Annotated in this window: 19 protein-coding genes; 9 read left to right on the plus strand and 10 right to left on the minus strand. The window is 52.3% G+C overall.

Annotated features, from left to right (window positions below; genetic code table 11):
• Window positions 1–54: 54 nt before the first annotated feature.
• Window positions 55–450 carry a dihydroneopterin aldolase family protein gene (locus tag VGK23_00540; GenBank protein HEY3419025.1) on the minus strand — a complete coding sequence of 132 codons (396 nt, stop codon included), beginning with the start codon at window positions 448–450 and terminating at the stop codon, window positions 55–57.
• Between the two features lie 129 nt (window positions 451–579).
• Here VGK23_00540 and VGK23_00545 point away from each other — a divergent pair, with 129 nt between their 5' ends.
• From VGK23_00545 to nadA, 4 genes are all read left to right on the plus strand, one after another.
• A complete protein-coding gene (locus VGK23_00545; GenBank protein HEY3419026.1) occupies window positions 580–1,446 on the plus strand; it encodes a DUF362 domain-containing protein in 867 nt (288 codons plus the stop codon).
• Window positions 1,447–1,486: 40 nt separating this feature from the next.
• Window positions 1,487–2,272 (plus strand): hypothetical protein, encoded by a 786-nt coding sequence (locus VGK23_00550; protein HEY3419027.1) that lies wholly within the window; start codon window positions 1,487–1,489, stop codon window positions 2,270–2,272.
• A 17-nt stretch (window positions 2,273–2,289) separates the two neighbouring features.
• The gene (locus VGK23_00555; protein HEY3419028.1) at window positions 2,290–2,907 is read left to right on the plus strand and encodes a superoxide dismutase; all 618 of its coding nucleotides are present in this window, start codon (window positions 2,290–2,292) and stop codon (window positions 2,905–2,907) included.
• 108 nt (window positions 2,908–3,015) lie between these two features.
• Complete coding sequence (gene nadA, locus VGK23_00560; GenBank protein ID HEY3419029.1) at window positions 3,016–3,924, plus strand: quinolinate synthase NadA; 909 nt, start codon at window positions 3,016–3,018, stop codon at window positions 3,922–3,924.
• On the opposite strand, the gene VGK23_00565 is transcribed toward nadA, so the two are convergent.
• Window positions 3,921–4,247 carry a hypothetical protein gene (locus VGK23_00565; GenBank protein ID HEY3419030.1) on the minus strand — a complete coding sequence of 109 codons (327 nt, stop codon included), beginning with the start codon at window positions 4,245–4,247 and terminating at the stop codon, window positions 3,921–3,923. The genes nadA and VGK23_00565 overlap by 4 nt on opposite strands.
• A 141-nt stretch (window positions 4,248–4,388) precedes the next feature.
• Entirely contained in the window at window positions 4,389–4,874 is a 486-nt protein-coding gene (locus VGK23_00570) for a hypothetical protein (GenBank protein ID HEY3419031.1), read from the minus strand.
• A 150-nt stretch (window positions 4,875–5,024) separates the two neighbouring features.
• Here VGK23_00570 and VGK23_00575 point away from each other — a divergent pair, with 150 nt between their 5' ends.
• Both VGK23_00575 and VGK23_00580 read left to right on the plus strand, forming a co-directional pair.
• Window positions 5,025–6,518 (plus strand): PQQ-binding-like beta-propeller repeat protein, encoded by a 1,494-nt coding sequence (locus VGK23_00575; GenBank protein HEY3419032.1) that lies wholly within the window; start codon window positions 5,025–5,027, stop codon window positions 6,516–6,518.
• 721 nt (window positions 6,519–7,239) lie between these two features.
• Complete coding sequence (locus VGK23_00580) at window positions 7,240–7,527, plus strand: winged helix-turn-helix domain-containing protein (GenBank protein ID HEY3419033.1); 288 nt, start codon at window positions 7,240–7,242, stop codon at window positions 7,525–7,527.
• A 168-nt stretch (window positions 7,528–7,695) separates the two neighbouring features.
• On the opposite strand, the gene VGK23_00585 is transcribed toward VGK23_00580, so the two are convergent.
• Window positions 7,696–8,322 (minus strand): LysE family transporter, encoded by a 627-nt coding sequence (locus tag VGK23_00585; GenBank protein ID HEY3419034.1) that lies wholly within the window; start codon window positions 8,320–8,322, stop codon window positions 7,696–7,698.
• 204 nt (window positions 8,323–8,526) lie between these two features.
• On the opposite strand from VGK23_00585, the gene VGK23_00590 reads away from it, so the two are divergent.
• Window positions 8,527–9,777, plus strand: a complete 1,251-nt coding sequence (locus tag VGK23_00590; protein HEY3419035.1) for a hypothetical protein — start codon at window positions 8,527–8,529, stop codon at window positions 9,775–9,777.
• 23 nt (window positions 9,778–9,800) lie between these two features.
• On the opposite strand, the gene VGK23_00595 is transcribed toward VGK23_00590, so the two are convergent.
• From VGK23_00595 to VGK23_00605, 3 genes are all read right to left on the minus strand, one after another.
• Complete coding sequence (locus VGK23_00595; GenBank protein ID HEY3419036.1) at window positions 9,801–10,436, minus strand: hypothetical protein; 636 nt, start codon at window positions 10,434–10,436, stop codon at window positions 9,801–9,803.
• Window positions 10,437–10,480: 44 nt separating this feature from the next.
• Complete coding sequence (locus VGK23_00600; protein ID HEY3419037.1) at window positions 10,481–10,714, minus strand: Lrp/AsnC ligand binding domain-containing protein; 234 nt, start codon at window positions 10,712–10,714, stop codon at window positions 10,481–10,483.
• 97 nt (window positions 10,715–10,811) lie between these two features.
• The gene (locus VGK23_00605) at window positions 10,812–11,501 is read right to left on the minus strand and encodes a TetR/AcrR family transcriptional regulator C-terminal domain-containing protein (protein ID HEY3419038.1); all 690 of its coding nucleotides are present in this window, start codon (window positions 11,499–11,501) and stop codon (window positions 10,812–10,814) included.
• Between the two features lie 93 nt (window positions 11,502–11,594).
• On the opposite strand from VGK23_00605, the gene VGK23_00610 reads away from it, so the two are divergent.
• Both VGK23_00610 and VGK23_00615 read left to right on the plus strand, forming a co-directional pair.
• The gene (locus VGK23_00610) at window positions 11,595–12,569 is read left to right on the plus strand and encodes an ABC transporter ATP-binding protein (protein ID HEY3419039.1); all 975 of its coding nucleotides are present in this window, start codon (window positions 11,595–11,597) and stop codon (window positions 12,567–12,569) included.
• Window positions 12,569–13,363: an ABC transporter permease gene (locus VGK23_00615; GenBank protein HEY3419040.1), complete on the plus strand. Its 795-nt coding sequence runs from the start codon at window positions 12,569–12,571 to the stop codon at window positions 13,361–13,363. The genes VGK23_00610 and VGK23_00615 overlap by 1 nt, the downstream gene beginning before the upstream one ends.
• 118 nt (window positions 13,364–13,481) lie before the next feature.
• Here the strand turns inward: VGK23_00615 and VGK23_00620 are convergent, their stop codons facing one another.
• From VGK23_00620 to VGK23_00630, 3 genes are all read right to left on the minus strand, one after another.
• Window positions 13,482–13,832: an SdpI family protein gene (locus tag VGK23_00620; GenBank protein HEY3419041.1), complete on the minus strand. Its 351-nt coding sequence runs from the start codon at window positions 13,830–13,832 to the stop codon at window positions 13,482–13,484.
• Window positions 13,833–14,057: 225 nt separating this feature from the next.
• Window positions 14,058–14,210, minus strand: coding sequence for a hypothetical protein (locus VGK23_00625; protein ID HEY3419042.1), 153 nt, complete (start codon window positions 14,208–14,210; stop codon window positions 14,058–14,060).
• Between the two features lie 410 nt (window positions 14,211–14,620).
• Window positions 14,621–15,154 carry a RusA family crossover junction endodeoxyribonuclease gene (locus VGK23_00630; GenBank protein HEY3419043.1) on the minus strand — a complete coding sequence of 178 codons (534 nt, stop codon included), beginning with the start codon at window positions 15,152–15,154 and terminating at the stop codon, window positions 14,621–14,623.
• Window positions 15,155–15,158: the final 4 nt, after the last annotated feature.

Genomic DNA, 15,158 nt, shown 5'->3' on the forward strand with positions numbered 1-15,158 from the left:
TGGGGCTATTTATCTTTTCGATGGAAAAAATTAGACCATACATAGGAAAAAGGACTACTCCTCCAGTATAGACCTGACGTACATCAGGGGATAATGTAGCTCCTCGATGTATCTCATCTCGGCGACGACGGTCACTCCATCCATCTTCACCGTTAGGATGACATCCATCATCGGGCCGGTCAAGGTCTGATAGTCGTACTCATCCGATTTCCGACGCAACGCATCCCTGGAGATATGAACCTTGACATCCTTGACGAACGGCTGCACCCGCACGCCATCCTGGATCGCCTTTTCCAGCGAATCCACACTGGTGGAACTGAGGGGGGTGCCGACGAACTGGTGGTAGATGGTTCCCAGTTTGATCCCCGCTTCGAACACCACCCTTTCCCTCTGGCTGCAGTTGAAGTATTTGTCCGCCAGATTCTCACGCTTGCTCGGCAAGAGGCTCACTATCTCCTGGGAGTGTAATGTTGCCGGCCTATAAAGTTGGAACGCTTGTTACCGTTCACCGGCTAAAAGATAATTATAGGGTCCGTGCCCAAACGTCTCTGAGATGAGCGGATGAAATCAAGGGTGTGCATGGCGGTTGGTCCCGACCGCAAAGCTTGTACAAGGAAGGTGGTCGAGGCATTCGGTCTGCCAGAATTGAACGGCAAGACTGTATTGATAAAACCGAACTTCAATACTGCCGACCCGACCCCGGGATCCACCCATAACGATACCTTGGAATCGATGGTCAGGATTGTCCAGCAGAGCGGTCCGAAGAGCTTGATGGTCGGTGACCGGAGCGGCCCGGCAAACACCAGAGAGGTGTTCCAAGAAAAGGGAATATTCGCGATGGCAGATCGCCTAGGGTTCGATACCGTCATCTTTGACGAGATCCCAAAGTCTCTGTTTGCCAGGATAAGTCCTCCAGGGTCCCATTGGCGGGATGGGTTCATGATCGCGAGGCCCGTGTTGGAGGCTGATGTGGTGGTGACGTTGTGCTGCCTGAAGACCCATGGCTTCGGTGGGCATTTCACCATGTCGCTGAAAGTGACGACCGGAATGGTGGCCGGATCGAACATGCGCGAACTGCACTCCTCTGACCACATCCGGGAGATGATCGCCGAGATGAATGTGGCCTACCGCCCAAAACTCATCATAATGGATGGGGTGGAGGCTTTCGTTGATGGAGGCCCCATGACAGGGACCCGATGGCAGGCCAACACCACCCTGGCTTCGGACGACCGGGTGGCCATGGATGCGGTGGGGGTGGCGGCCTTGAAGATGCATGGCACCACCAAGGCGATCGAATCAAAGCGGATCTTTGAACAGGACCAAATACGAAGGGCGGTGGAGCTGGGCATAGGAGTTTCATCACCCGAGGAAATTGAATTGGTACCGGTGGATGACGCCTCAGAAGGTTTGGTGGCAAAGCTCCGGGACACGCTCTTCAGCGCCTGAGAAAAATGTTATTGCCGTGCATACGATAATCCAGGCCGCCATGTTGCCGTCGGGAGAACTGGAGCAGATCAAGAACGAGATCCATTCAATAATCACCTCTTATGGCCTGGCCAAGGTAGGATATGCCCCGATGGAAGGGATACCGGTCCTTGGGAGCGTTTCAAGGTTGGGCCGAGGCATGAATCATGCCATCAGTCTTCTGTGGGAAATACCGATGCAGGCAGCTTATGAAAGATCTAAGGTAGACCGTTACTATGAATGCATGGTCCATGCCAGGAGCCTACAGGACGAAGTTGCGACCTCAATCGCGGACCTGATCAAGGATCATGGACACCATGCGCTGCCGGTGACCATTGCCTTCCCCATGGACCGAGAATTGATCACCGGCCAGATATCCCACAAGGCAGTAGCTTACCAGGCCGGTCTAGGTTGGATCGGAAAGAGCAGTCTATTGATAACCCCCGAATTTGGCCCCAGGGTCCGGTTGTGCACTGTCCTGACCGATGTCCGGTTGGACCAAGGGGCCAAACCGTTGAATAACCATTGTGGCGAATGCACCAGATGCATCGACGTCTGTCCCATTAAAGCAATAAAGAATAACGATCCCGATCATGATCCATCGGACCGGGCGGAGGTGTTTGATCGCATGATATGCCATCGGAGGGAAGAGCAGTGGCTGAAACGGTCTCCTCCGAAATTCTGCGCACAATGCGTGTCCACTGTCCATGGGGAAAACCGGATGAGCGCTGTTCTTCCCGCCGAGTCTACGATATTTCGTAATCGTCACCAAAACGGAAATATACCGGCTGCTCCAGTCGTTCCATAAAGACAAGGAGTGATGACATGGAAGTCGGAAAGAAATACGAACTGCCGCCGCTGAAGTACGGCTACAAGGACCTTGCGCCGTTCCTGTCCGAGGAACAGCTGATGCTGCATCACGACAAACACCACGCCGCCTATGTCAATGGTGCCAATGCGATCCTAGACAAGCTTGCGGCCGCCAGGAAGGACAATGTTGACCTGGACATGAAGGCGATCGAGAAGGAGTTTTCCTTCAATGTAGGAGGCCATCATCTGCATAAGATGTTCTGGATGAACCTGGCCCCGACCAGTCAAGGGGGCGGACAGCCAGGTGGAAAGCTTGGAGACGCGCTTGTAGCCGAGTTCGGTTCCTTCGAACGGTTCAAGAAGGAGTTCAGCGCAGTTGCCACCAGCACCGAAGGGTCAGGATGGGCCGCACTGGCGTTCTGCCGGATGACTCAGAGGCCGGTGATAATGCAGGTCGAGAAGCACAACATCAACGTCATTCCAGGATACAAGATCCTCATGGTCCTGGACGTATGGGAGCACGCCTATTACGTGGACTACAAGAACCTGAGGCCAAAGTACGTAGAGGCATTCTGGAACAACGTCAACTGGGACTTCGTCGCGGAACAGTTCGAAAAGGTCGCCCAGAAGTGATCTGGGTAAACATCAGTCCTCAAACAGGTCGGGAACGACCGGGCCAGCCCTGCAGCGTCCGGGGTTGGCCGCCAAGTTTTTAATACCGCCTTCAGCATCGCAATTCCAATGCAGGACTGGGAAAGAATCCAGGAGCTGAAGAAGGAGAAGAACGCCGTCATCCTGGCGCACAACTATCAGCCTCCTGAGATCCAGGAGATAGCGGATTTCGTGGGCGATTCTCTAGGCCTTTCGGTTCAGGCGACCAAGACCACGGCCGATGTCATCATTTTCTGCGGCGTCGACTTCATGGCCGAGTCGGCCAAGGTCCTGAACCCATCCAGGACCGTGATATTGCCTGAGCCTCAGGCCATGTGTCCTATGGCGGCCATGTGTGACGCCGAATCGTTGCACGAGGTTCGCATGAAATACCCGGAGGCGGCGGTCGTCGCTTACGTCAACACTTCCGCAGCCTGCAAGGCGGAAACCGACGTGTGCTGCACATCGTCCAATGCGGTGAAGGTGGTCGGCAATCTCGATGCCAGGCAGATCCTCTTCGTTCCAGACTGCAATCTGGGCTATTACGTTCAGAGGTTCTTCCGGGAAAAGGAGATAATAGTCTGGCCCGGCTTCTGCCCTACCCACGACCTGATATCGCCAGAGGCCATAACCCTGCTCAAGAAATCACACCCCAAGGCATTGGTCTTGGTCCACCCCGAGTGCCGTCCAGAGGTCATCGACATGGCGGATAAGGTGGCATCCACTGAAGGCATATTGAAGTTTGCCAAATCATCCGACGCCCAAGAGTTCATTATCGCCACCGAGGGCACGATGACCTATCGGTTGCAAAAGGAGAACCCGGATAAGAGGTTCTATTCCATTGAAGGGGCGATCTGCCCGACCATGAAGATGATCACAAGGCAGATGGTCATCAAATGTCTGGAGACCCTGCAGCCGACCATCGAGCTGCCGGCGGACGTGATCGAAAAGGCGAGGAAACCGCTCGAACGCATGATGGAGATCGGGAGAGGGGATTAGGGGATTCCAGACGAGATTATCCGTGGCCCGATAATTTTAAAAGTCATTGAATAATAAATAATAGGACCCCCCCACACGATGAGGAATAGGCCTGGGGGGCCGGTATACTTAACCAGATGAAAGTTCACTTCGGGCTTGTCGTTGATGCCGATCAGTACCAGTCCCATCCCTGTTGCGATCAATCCAATATCGTGCGATGTAGTTCCGAATATTATGAACAGGCCAATGACGAAGACGATACCACCGATGATGTAGATCGGGGCGGTGCCGAGGTCTCCTCTGTTCATCCTATTATCGATTATCAAATCTCTGCCCCTGTCCAATTTCCTTCCCCACGAGGCATGGGGCTTTCATACCTAAGAATTTTATGTCGATTTTCAAAAAATATTGACTATTTCTTGCTGGTATGTGAATGATAAAGGTGATCGGAGATATGCCATGTTCGGCATATTCCGTGATCGTTGCTACTCCTCGTCGTCTTCCTCTTCCGGGATAAGGATGAACTGGTCTTCCTGCTCGCTGCCGCGGAAGCCGCGTATGAGTTCGTCAAAGACGTAAACGATCTCCACGATCTCGAAGTTCATATGCTTCTTGTTCATGAACGCCTCGATCCAGGAGTTGATCTTGTCACCGACCTGCTCTGCTTCTTTTGTGAACTTTGGAAACTCCAGCACTTCATCTTCGTATATGATGACCGAGCCGCCCATCTCCCCATCGATCAGGTACTTGATCGCCAGAACGATCTCTTCGACGGATAGGTCTGGATATGTCAGGTCCAACTGATGCCCTATCGAATCTATCAAAGGAAACATCTTACTGACCCGGGCTTCAAGCGCTATCTCCATCGCATCCTCATCCAGGTCTCCTAGGTCGGCGACCAAATCTTCACGGTAATCGTAATAGTCCTTCTCGTAATACTTTTGCAGCAATCTCTCCATCTTGTCGTCCATGGCCATCGACAAACGTTCCTTGATAAAATCATTACCGGTCGATGATGGAGCGGCGGTATTGATGAAATGCGTCGCTAACGTTCCGCAACCCATCTGAAATAGAACTATCGTCCACAAACCGAATTAATCACTATCATGTTTATGTCCACTATGAAGGTCAGTGGGGAAGTAGTAGCAATGAGGTCATGGGCGGCCATCATTATTGTGGGGATGATGATGGCTATGCCCATCTTTGGAAGCGTTCAGGGAAGTTACATTAATTCAAACCAAGGACTATCGATGGCAGGAGGAAACCCCCAAAATAATGGTCTAAGTCAATACAATACAACGAACGTGGGGAACCGGACGCAGTGGATCCTTTCAATGGACATCCTGCCATATATCGGAAAGACATTTTTTGATCTTTCCGGGTTCTGCATCGGTCCAGATGGAACGATCTATGCACAAAAACAGGACTATGAGTCGCCATCAAAGAGAGGTCTCGTTGCCATCAATCCGTGGGGGACTTTGAAGTGGTTTTCCACGGCGACCGCAGGATACGGTGAGGTAGGTCCTAGCCTCGTTGTTGGGGCCGATGGCTATATCTATTGCATTTGCAACCTAGCTCAACAGACACCACCGGATCCAGTAACGGGAAATTATCAGATAAACGTCGATAACCGGATATTGGCATTGAACCCAGAGGACGGCTCTAAGAGATGGGATTACGCTTCATCGGGAGGGAGCCTTTCTCAATACAATCAATTGGCCGTTTGTCCCAATGGATTGCTTGTCTTTACTGCGATCAGTTCGGGCGTTAGCTCGGTAACCGCACTATATTCCAATGGTTCGTTAGCCTGGGAGGTTCCTATCAATGGATTAGTAAATATGATTGCGGTCAGCAGTAATTCCACATCTTATGTGGTTTCAGCTGATGGACACTTCTTTTCAATAGATCCTAACGGGAATATATTATGGAGTGTGTCAGGTGTGGTCCAGAATGGGAGCTTCAAATCAATATCCCTCGACAACCACGATAATATCTATCTGTTGGCAAATTCCGCAGATTACTCTGCGGATCATTTGTTTAAATATTATCCCAATGGCACGATGGATTGGGCCTATGAACCCGCTAATTATACGATCACTCCTCCTGTGATGGACATTCATGACAACATTTACTTCAGCTATACAAAAATCATTAAGGGTACTGTGCAAGGCGGCTCCCCAACCACTGGGATAATGTCCATGAATCCCGAAGGTCAGCCCAGATGGACGATCCACTCGGAATCCGGACCTATGGCTGTAAGCGCAGACGGGATCATATATGTGGCCTCAGATCATCTGATGGCGCTGAACGACAGTGGCACCATCTTGTGGGAAAAAGATGGGCTGCACCCTCCCTCACTCATTGATCAATCCCAATCAGGTCAGACTGGCGAAGGTGTCGTTATTGGTCAAGATGGAACAGTGTTCTTTCTCTACTCGTTGAGTTTGCCAGGTGGGCAATTGGAATATTTCCTCGGAATCAAAGGGACACCAACACCTGGTGACCCTGGTCTGGACCAACAGACGATCATCCCGATTATCGCGGCAATGGCGATGTTTGCGTTGGTTATTGTTCTGTTCATAGTGAAGAAAAGAAGTGGGAGGTTGGAGCATTGACTTCAGGCATCGAGGAGATACTTCTGGCTTCCAGCATTCTGATCGCCCCGGTCGGGATCTGCATCACTTTGGTCTCTTTGAGAAGTTATCTGAAGTTCCGAAATTGGAGACTTCTATTCCTCAGTGCTGCATTTTTGCTCCTTTCTATTCCGCCGACCATCAATGTTTTTCTGGCTACATACGGCAGCTTTTCATTTGACATATCACCCTGGTCATACAGTATATTGAGATATGTCTCCTTCATCTTTTCATTGTCTTCAGTATTGCCCTTCGCTCTGTTGGCATATGTGTATATCAACGAAAGAAAGACCCAATCGATAAGGATCTCGCGGAACTTATGGATCGTAGGGGGTATCATATTTCTGGGCCAACTTGGATTAATAGTATACGAGGTGGTCTCCAGCTATAATCTGCCTTACGGAAACAGCAGCTGGTACCAGCCATATCTAATCGATTACATCTTTGGAGGCGTAGCCAGTTTATTGATCATAATGATCGTCATATCACTATTCGCCTATTATCGAGCCAAAAGGACGAAGAATACGTTATTGGTGATAATCGGATTCATATTCCTATTTGTTGGCTACGGATATGGGGTGCCGTTATTCTCCATTTTTCAAGGCACTTACTTGAATTATAATTACTACGGTTTGCAGTATTTCTTTGAACTGATAGGATTCATCGCATTTCTGGTCGCCTTGATTCGATTGAAGGTATCATAATGATCGAGGGATCGTCCCAATATCGATCCAGGTGCCGGATCTATGCTGATATCCTAAGAGCGATCCAGGAGAGCGAACAGGCAAAGGTTTCCTATCTTCTTCATAAAGCCAATCTGTCCCACGAACGGCTACTGAATCATCTGACCAAAATAACTGCCTTGGGGCTGATCGAAAAGAGGTCCGACGGTGAAACTGTCTATTTTGTTATTACCCAGAAAGGTAGGAAATATTTGATGGAGTTCGCCAAAGTTCAGGAGTTCGGGGATGCATTCGGCATTGATGTGTAGTTGCATAAGGAATACAACTGGATACCAACTCGATAGCCGACATATATTCTGGCCATGATGAATTTCCCATCATCCTGGCTTGTCTGCTCATGGCAGTCAAGAATTTTATATGGCATATCTCTATATTTTATTTACGTTCGATCGGGTATATGGTGCCGATATGCTTGCTCAGAACTTTATCAGTGTGGTTATCGAGCTGTACAGGAAATACATAGCAAAGAAGATCATGATGATCGCAGCGGCCATGATGAGGTATTCATGCCATCTACGATTCCATAGTCCCTTGGATCGGAAGACCGTCGTGGCCACGAAATGGTTCCATCCGAGGTCGACGGCCAGATGGGTGATGATGAACATAGGGAGGATGATGAGCCCATAACCGATGGCTGTCGTGACGAGCGTGGCGCCGACCGTTGCCCACCAGAAGACCCAGTAAGGATTAGTGATGGTGGTGACCATGCCGGTCGTGAAAGAGCCCTGGCCGTCATCCCTCTCCTGTACGATGGCCTTCCTGGCCCTGAACTCGGACACTCCCATGTACATCAGGATGGCGCCCCCGATCAGCGCGATGTATGCGAATACGGTCTGGTCCTTCAGGACGAGGTCGAACCCCAGGAAGATCGCGACGATCAGCGGCACCTCGATAGCGGCATGCCCTGCGGTCACCTTGATCCCCGCCCTCGGGTCATTGTAGCTCTTGGCAATGGTGGCCGCGAACAACGGACCGGGCATGAATGCTCCGGAGACCGTGATGACGGCGACGGACGCCAGGAATACCAGGGCCGATTCTTCCATGGATATTGCCAACTAAGGTCACGCTCATATTTCAAAGTTGATTTTATGACATCTACATGACCGAAATGGGGAGCACTGAGTCAATCCAGGAGGCTAGTGTTCATTAACAATCCGGTTTGCCCATTTTCGGCATCTTGGAGACCATTCTCGTAAAATGGAATCGTTGCGCATTCAATTAATAAATGGAATCAGGTTCATCGCGGCATGCAGCGCCAGCCGGCCTCCTCGCTCGACCTCTTCACCGATTCGGTCCGTTTGATGGGCGATGCCACCATGATCGCTGTGATGGAGTTCGATCGCCGTTTGGACATGGGAAGGCTGTTCAAGGCATCCTCTCAATGCAACGACGTCTTCCCTATCCTGGGCTCGAAGCTGGTCCGTGGGCGCGGTCCAGCATATTGGGACCTCCAACAAAGGCAAGACAGTGACGAGATATTCTCAGTGAATTTCATCGAGGAGCGGGATTATCGCTGTCATGTTCCCTTGGCGATCGACCCATACGGAAATGCGCAGTCCAAGATCCGCCTTCTTCGCACCCCCGACCGGGACGTGATCGTCATCAACCTTGCCCACGCGGCTGCTGACGGGTTCGGCCTGATGGTGCTGGCGAACATGCTTCTGCAGGCATATCTCGATCCCTCCTCGGTTCCCAGATGCTCCACCGGCCTTCCAGTCAGAGACACTCTATGGACAGCAGGTCTCCTCGACATGTGCGACTCATCCAAGGATGCGGCTGAAATGAACACTTCCATGTGGCCATCGATCTGCGGACGTTCCCGAGAACCGTCACTGTATCATAGAGCGGTGATACCTCCTGGTGAGGTTCAACTCATCAAAGAGGCGACGAACGCCTGTGGAGGCACGATCAATGACATGCTATTGTCCGCCTACTTCCTCTCGATGAGCGACATGACCGGTAACCAGGGACCTCAGACCATTTCTTTCCCGGTCAACCTCAGGCAGCACCTGACCGATTGCCAAAGGATCATGAGCAATCAGGCGGCCAATGTCTCTTTCAGCATCCGAAGGGAGCCAGGGGACAGGACGGAGGCTATATTGTCCAAGGTCGTCAGGGAGACGAGGCGCCTGAAGATGGGCATGGTGGGGATCAAGGAGCAGGTCGCGTTCGACCGATTCTGCGATCCAGAGGGCAATGCCGTCCACCGCATGGTCGAGGCGATGGCAAACAAACAGAACGAAGGTATATCCAACGTCTTCATCTCGAACCCCGGATGGTTCTCGCTCCCGGCGGTCGATGGACTCCGGGATGCCTACGTTTGCTATCCTGGCTCGCTCATGCCCTCTACCTGTTTCGTCGTCTCCACGTTCCGAGGGTCGATGTCTGTGTCGATGGGCTATCAGAACGAGGACGAGCCGAGGGAGGCCACTAGACGAGCGATCGAAGGTCTGGTCGAGCATCTGCCCCTCGATTGCTCGAAGGTAGGTTTCGTTTAGATGGTCCTGCCTAATCAAATTGACTAAGCGTACCACTTCTCGCACCGGTCTATGTAGCTGACCGGATCGATCTCCCTGACTGTGGCGGTGTCCACGTCGATGATCTGAACGCTATGGATGCGGGAGTTCAGTATCTCGTCCATGGAGACCGGCGGTCTGGTGTAGTACATGTCGCAATAACGCTTTATCCATGTCAGTTCCTCATCGGAACGCGTGCGGGGGGGCCTGACGAAGAACCGTGGGACGGGCATGATGTAATGCGGCGGGGCTGCCAGGCTGAACTTGTGGCAGTGGTTGCTATAACGGGCGATCTTGCTCGCGATCCTGGCCCTGATATAGTCCATGGGGTCGAGGGCATGCGCCGGTGGGACGAAACCGGTCTCCACTTCGACGATCAGGGTCCCTTCCCCCTTGACCGCATAGACATCGCAGCTCAGCCCCGAGTCCAGAACATGTTCCAGGTCCACGTCGAATCCGTCGGAGACGAGGAACTTGGCCACGATGAGTTCCAGCACGGAGTGGTTTATCTTGAGCAGGTTCTTTTCCCGTAGCTCGACCAACCGTTCCTCGAGCTTTGTCATGCTCTCCGCCACGTTCGGCTCCGCGTCCTTCACGAGACGTGCGATCAAGGACTCAAGGTCCTCCGAGAACTTGTCCACTCATTCACCTGCTCTAACTTTGATTTCCCGTATGTCTCATTCGGTCATGTTCTTTTGTATTCCCGGCTGATGATAAGGGTAAGGGACGAGCGCACATATGGGACCTGCCGTATCCGGCTCATGATCATCGTGTCGAACTCCTCATTCGTTTTGGCGGAGACCTTGGCCACGATGTCATAGACACCGTAGACCACATGGGAGGACTCCACGCCAGGTATCATGCTGATGGCCTCCGCCACCTCGTTCTCCTTGCCGATGTCCGTTGTCAGGATGACCATCGCGCTTGGCATGTTGATCGGTAATATTACACTACCGCGGGGGCATCAAACTTGCTATCGCATCTTACCGATCTCATCCTTACAAAAGAAGTGGAATTCACCGGTTGGTGGAGAAGCCGGACCTGTTCAATGATATCCGGAGCCCTTCTATGATCACATAGAGTCCCCAATCGAACAGCTCTTCTGCGGTCATCTTTTTCCGTTGATCTATGACCTCCCCTATCATCTTCCACTCTGGGAACTGCTCGGATTTCGATTCGATGATTTCCTCCTGCTCAAGACCGGATCCCGGTTCGGGTGGCTGGCTTTGTTCTTCGATCACATATCCCCAGACGTAATTGATGACCGTCTCGGATGCCAGGCTGGCATGTAGGAGGTCAAATCCTGCATCGTTCAGAACCTGTGTGGATATGGTCTTGAGCCTCACCATGGCCTTCGAGCGGAAAGTCGCACCGGCCACGATGCGGGCCCCTTCCCGATGCGATAGCATCGCCTGGCGCAAGGAGTGTGCTGTAACGGCCAACCATTCTGCCCAGGCGTCTTTGTCTGGTGGGGCGGTAAGGTCCTCAAAGCCGCAGTCCTTCAGGATGGCCTGCGCCATGTCATCGATGATGTCCGATTTGTCCCTGAAATGCCAATATAACGCCGGTGCCTGGACTCCGAGCCTGGAAGCGATCTGGCGCAAGGTAACGCGTTCCAGTCCCTCCTCGTCGAGTATCTCCAGGCCCGCCCTCACCACGGCCTCCGGTTCTAGGTGCGGGGCCTTGGGATTCGATCGTTCTCTCATCATAAGACAATGGGTCGAAAGGTATATAAAATTGAACATCCTTAAGTCAATTTAATGATGTTAAATCAGATTAATGATGTTAATGATAAGACAATGGGCAAAGACCGCAAGGGAACACAGCCAGTGATCCACGTCGAGAACCTGGGCAAGCGTTACCGTAATTCCGAAAAGGCAGCGGTGGACGGGGTTAGCTTCGACGTGGCCCAGGGGGAGTTCTTCGCGTTCCTTGGGCCGAACGGAGCGGGAAAGACAACGACCATCTCCATCCTGACCACCACCCTCACGAAAACGAGCGGAGTGGTGCGCATTGCCGGTTATGACATGGACAAGCAACAGAAAGAGATCCGGAAGAACATCGGGATCGTCTTCCAGAATCCAAGCCTGGATGCCAACCTGACCGCCGAGGAGAACATCCGCTTCCATGTGAGCCTATATGGTGTCTATGGGTACCGGCCGAGCTTCCGCCTGATGTCCAAGGAATACCAAGATAGGGTATTGGAGCTCGCCAAGGTCCTGGGACTTGACCAGGACATCTTCGACCAGGTCAAGACCTACTCTGGAGGCATGAAGCGGAAGCTGGAGATAATCCGCAGCCTGATGCACAAGCCGAAGGTGCTATTCCTTGACGAGCCTTCGCAGGGGCTCGACGCCGTCAGCCGGAGATCTCTGTGGAACTATCTCCGGACGGTGCATAAGGACGAGAACATGACGATCTTCCTGACCACCCACTACATTGAGGAGGCCGAAGGGGCCGATAGGGTATGCATCGTGAATCACGGCAAGGTGCTCTTCAACGGGACACCGGAGGCGATGAAGGACCTGATGGTCGACAGATATGTCATACTGGACGCCGAGGACAGACAGTCTCTCAGGGCTTGCCTGGAACGTTTCGAAACAGAAATCGCCGAGGACGGTAGTCTGAAGGTCCGGTTCACCGACGGCACCCCGCAGGCGATACTCTCGCAGATCAAGGTCCCATTGTCGTTGATGCGGATGCACACCCCTTCGCTCGAAGAGGCCTACATCGATCTGGTCAGCCACGATGGAGATGACGCGGAGGTGTTCTGATGTCGCTCTCGAACGAGTTCAATGCCGTAGCTGCGATATGTGCCCGGGACATAACGCGTTTCTTCAGGGACTGGAAGAGCAATATTTTCATGAGCATTTTCTTCCCGGCCGTGTTCCTTGGCATGCTTGGAAGCGCCATCGGACAGAACATGGGAGCAGGGCTAGGTTACGACTTCATGCAGTTCGTTCTTCTGGGAATGGTGGCCGGTCTGGCCATCATGTTCTCGGCAAATACTGTGACCGGCCTCGTGGAGGAAAGAGAGACCGGGTTCACACAGGAGATCTTCGTCTCACCGGTTTCGAGATACTCGATCATCATCGGCAAGATGGTGGGCAGCAGCATCATCAGTATGGTGGCGGTCGCGGCCACCATCCTTATAGGAATAGCCATAGGGATAAACATCAGTCTGGACGGTGTTGGGCTCATACTACTGGTCATCCCGGTGGTTTTCCTGCTGGGTAGCGCATTCGGCGTCCTGGTAAGCGGCATCTTCAGTTCGAGCCCGAAGACAGCCGGTCAGGCCGTAATGATGTTCATGTTCCCCCAGTTGTTCCTATCCGGGGCGCTCATACCGGTGGCGAGCTCGACCGGGGTGATCGACGTCCTGGTCCATCTGATGCCCGCCACATATGTGGTGGACCTCATGAGAGGTGTCTTCTACTGGGGGAGCCCGACATACAACCAAGTCGTCCTTTACAGCCCATGGATAGATCTGACCGTCACCGTGATCATTTCTCTCGGACTCTTTGTCGCAGGGACGTATTTGTTCGCACGGAGCGAGCGGAACCGGTGATCGTTTCCATCCCTCTTAGGGATCATTATCCGGCCGACCAAACCCTCAAAAACCCTTTGATCCCTATTTCAACGATCGGTTCTTGTCCTATGCTCACCCGATCAACCAAACGTTCCGATCAGTTGTCGTCAAGGGTTCTGGAGTAGTGGAGGATCAGGAGCACAGGTATGATAAGCACAATCAAAGGCATGAACGCGAACAGACCGAACAACAGCTCGTTGCTGTTGAACTGGACGAAGAATGTCGCGGCGCCGATAATGGCCAATACCGATGACCAGATGAGAAGTTGTTCTCCGCCGTACTGGTTCAACAGATACCAGTTCTTTTCTGAGGTGTAGCTCTTCCTGAGCCTGACACCATAGACATGGTTCATGGCCACCTTCCCGTTCTTGAGAGGGATCGATATGCCCATCAGAATAAGGCCGATGGAGACGAACATTATCCCAAAGATGATGTTCACAGCTTCCATGTTCACGCGGGCTCCTCTAGATTATTACGATGTATCGAGGTACCCAATATTTACTGGATGTGGGCGATGGGACCGGGCCTTGAATGGTCTAGAAAGAGACAGGATCGGACAGATGTCTTCAGAATTGCCGTCTACCAAGAGCCACGCTTGCTGCCCGGCCTTCAAAGGAAACTTCCCCACGTCGTCTTCGTATCGGCAGCTTCATTACAACCACTTCCTATTCCCTTACGCTCCAGGCTCGAACACGTCGCGGATGGTCCCGGTCTCGACGGACACCACAAACCCATAGCCATTGGATTCGATCTGGTGCGCCACCGTCAGCGAGTAGGGGAGTCCCACGAACTTGCTCTTCATCACGTTTAGAGACTTCTTCTTCATTTCAATCTCACCGATATTCTTTATCACCGCATAGTGGCAAAGCCTTCTAGCGCGGTAAGGAACACTTATCGCCGGATGAGAAATAACCCTAATGTCGTCCGATCGGCAAATCGTTCTTGCTCTGTCCCGTTCGCTACATAGATGCAACGAAATCATAACGTCCCGACGGTTATCTCCACCCCATCCTTCTCCGTTGACATGACCAAACCTTTAAGCAAAAGCCAGTCATGACATCGGACATAGGGGACTCCGGCAGAGCAAGCTTGGAGATGAAGAGAAGAGGGTCAGCTGATCCGAAAGGATATGATGAGCCCTATGAGTGCCGATCCAACGCCGGTCCCTTATCTGTCTGGGCTCATCTTCATGTCCGATTTTGGACATATACCTACCAAAATCAAATAACAAATGGTCTATTGGAGCCTGGTGACCTTGATGTTCAGGCCTGGCGGTTGGTTGCCATCACCGTAACATTTGCTGGCGGTGATCGAGACCACCAACGCATCATCCGGTATCAGCACGTCGGTTATTCCGTCCAGGACGGCCCTTATCAGTTTATCCAGATCGGGGCGTTTGGTGTTCAGCTTGTATTTCTTGGGAGTGCTCTTCGGCTTAGTGAAAACGAAGTGCAGCTGAACGTCATAACCCTGTCGCCGGTCATCGGAGAAGAACGTGCAAGATCGTGATTCATCCGCGCATTGCGCCTCGTGGGCTATGCGTTCCCTCCAGCGGTTGGTGTTCTTGTTGCCGTGTGTGGTCACCACGCGGTTCAGCTTCTTGATGTAGAACGATTTGGTGGAACCCTGTGGCACCGGTTCACCGCCCACGAAGAACTCTACCATGTCAAGGTCATCCACTGGGGGCGAATCTTCCGGATGGTCTTCCACTGGACTACGGTCGTAGCCGGAAAATTCATCCATTACGCCTTCGGTCGACTCCAAATGCATCCCA

This window comes from Methanomassiliicoccales archaeon (genome assembly GCA_036504055.1).
Classification (GTDB): Archaea; Thermoplasmatota; Thermoplasmata; order Methanomassiliicoccales; family UBA472; genus DASXVU01.

Excerpts from the sequence above, each read along its gene's own strand:
- VGK23_00575 (HEY3419032.1), top strand. The coding sequence starts at position 5,025 with ATGAAGGTCAGTGGGGAAGTAGTAGCAATGAGGTCATGGGCGGCCATC.
- VGK23_00620 (HEY3419041.1), bottom strand. The coding sequence starts at position 13,832 with ATGGAAGCTGTGAACATCATCTTTGGGATAATGTTCGTCTCCATCGGC.
- VGK23_00605 (HEY3419038.1), bottom strand. The coding sequence starts at position 11,501 with ATGAGAGAACGATCGAATCCCAAGGCCCCGCACCTAGAACCGGAGGCC.
- nadA (HEY3419029.1), top strand. The coding sequence starts at position 3,016 with ATGCAGGACTGGGAAAGAATCCAGGAGCTGAAGAAGGAGAAGAACGCC.
- VGK23_00600 (HEY3419037.1), bottom strand. The coding sequence starts at position 10,714 with ATGGTCATCCTGACAACGGACATCGGCAAGGAGAACGAGGTGGCGGAG.
- VGK23_00570 (HEY3419031.1), bottom strand. The coding sequence starts at position 4,874 with ATGGACGACAAGATGGAGAGATTGCTGCAAAAGTATTACGAGAAGGAC.
- VGK23_00630 (HEY3419043.1), bottom strand. The coding sequence starts at position 15,154 with ATGCATTTGGAGTCGACCGAAGGCGTAATGGATGAATTTTCCGGCTAC.
- VGK23_00585 (HEY3419034.1), bottom strand. The coding sequence starts at position 8,322 with ATGGAAGAATCGGCCCTGGTATTCCTGGCGTCCGTCGCCGTCATCACG.
- VGK23_00580 (HEY3419033.1), top strand. The coding sequence starts at position 7,240 with ATGATCGAGGGATCGTCCCAATATCGATCCAGGTGCCGGATCTATGCT.
- VGK23_00610 (HEY3419039.1), top strand. The coding sequence starts at position 11,595 with ATGGGCAAAGACCGCAAGGGAACACAGCCAGTGATCCACGTCGAGAAC.
- VGK23_00590 (HEY3419035.1), top strand. The coding sequence starts at position 8,527 with ATGCAGCGCCAGCCGGCCTCCTCGCTCGACCTCTTCACCGATTCGGTC.
- VGK23_00555 (HEY3419028.1), top strand. The coding sequence starts at position 2,290 with ATGGAAGTCGGAAAGAAATACGAACTGCCGCCGCTGAAGTACGGCTAC.
- VGK23_00545 (HEY3419026.1), top strand. The coding sequence starts at position 580 with ATGGCGGTTGGTCCCGACCGCAAAGCTTGTACAAGGAAGGTGGTCGAG.
- VGK23_00615 (HEY3419040.1), top strand. The coding sequence starts at position 12,569 with ATGTCGCTCTCGAACGAGTTCAATGCCGTAGCTGCGATATGTGCCCGG.
- VGK23_00550 (HEY3419027.1), top strand. The coding sequence starts at position 1,487 with ATGTTGCCGTCGGGAGAACTGGAGCAGATCAAGAACGAGATCCATTCA.
- VGK23_00625 (HEY3419042.1), bottom strand. The coding sequence starts at position 14,210 with ATGAAGAAGAAGTCTCTAAACGTGATGAAGAGCAAGTTCGTGGGACTC.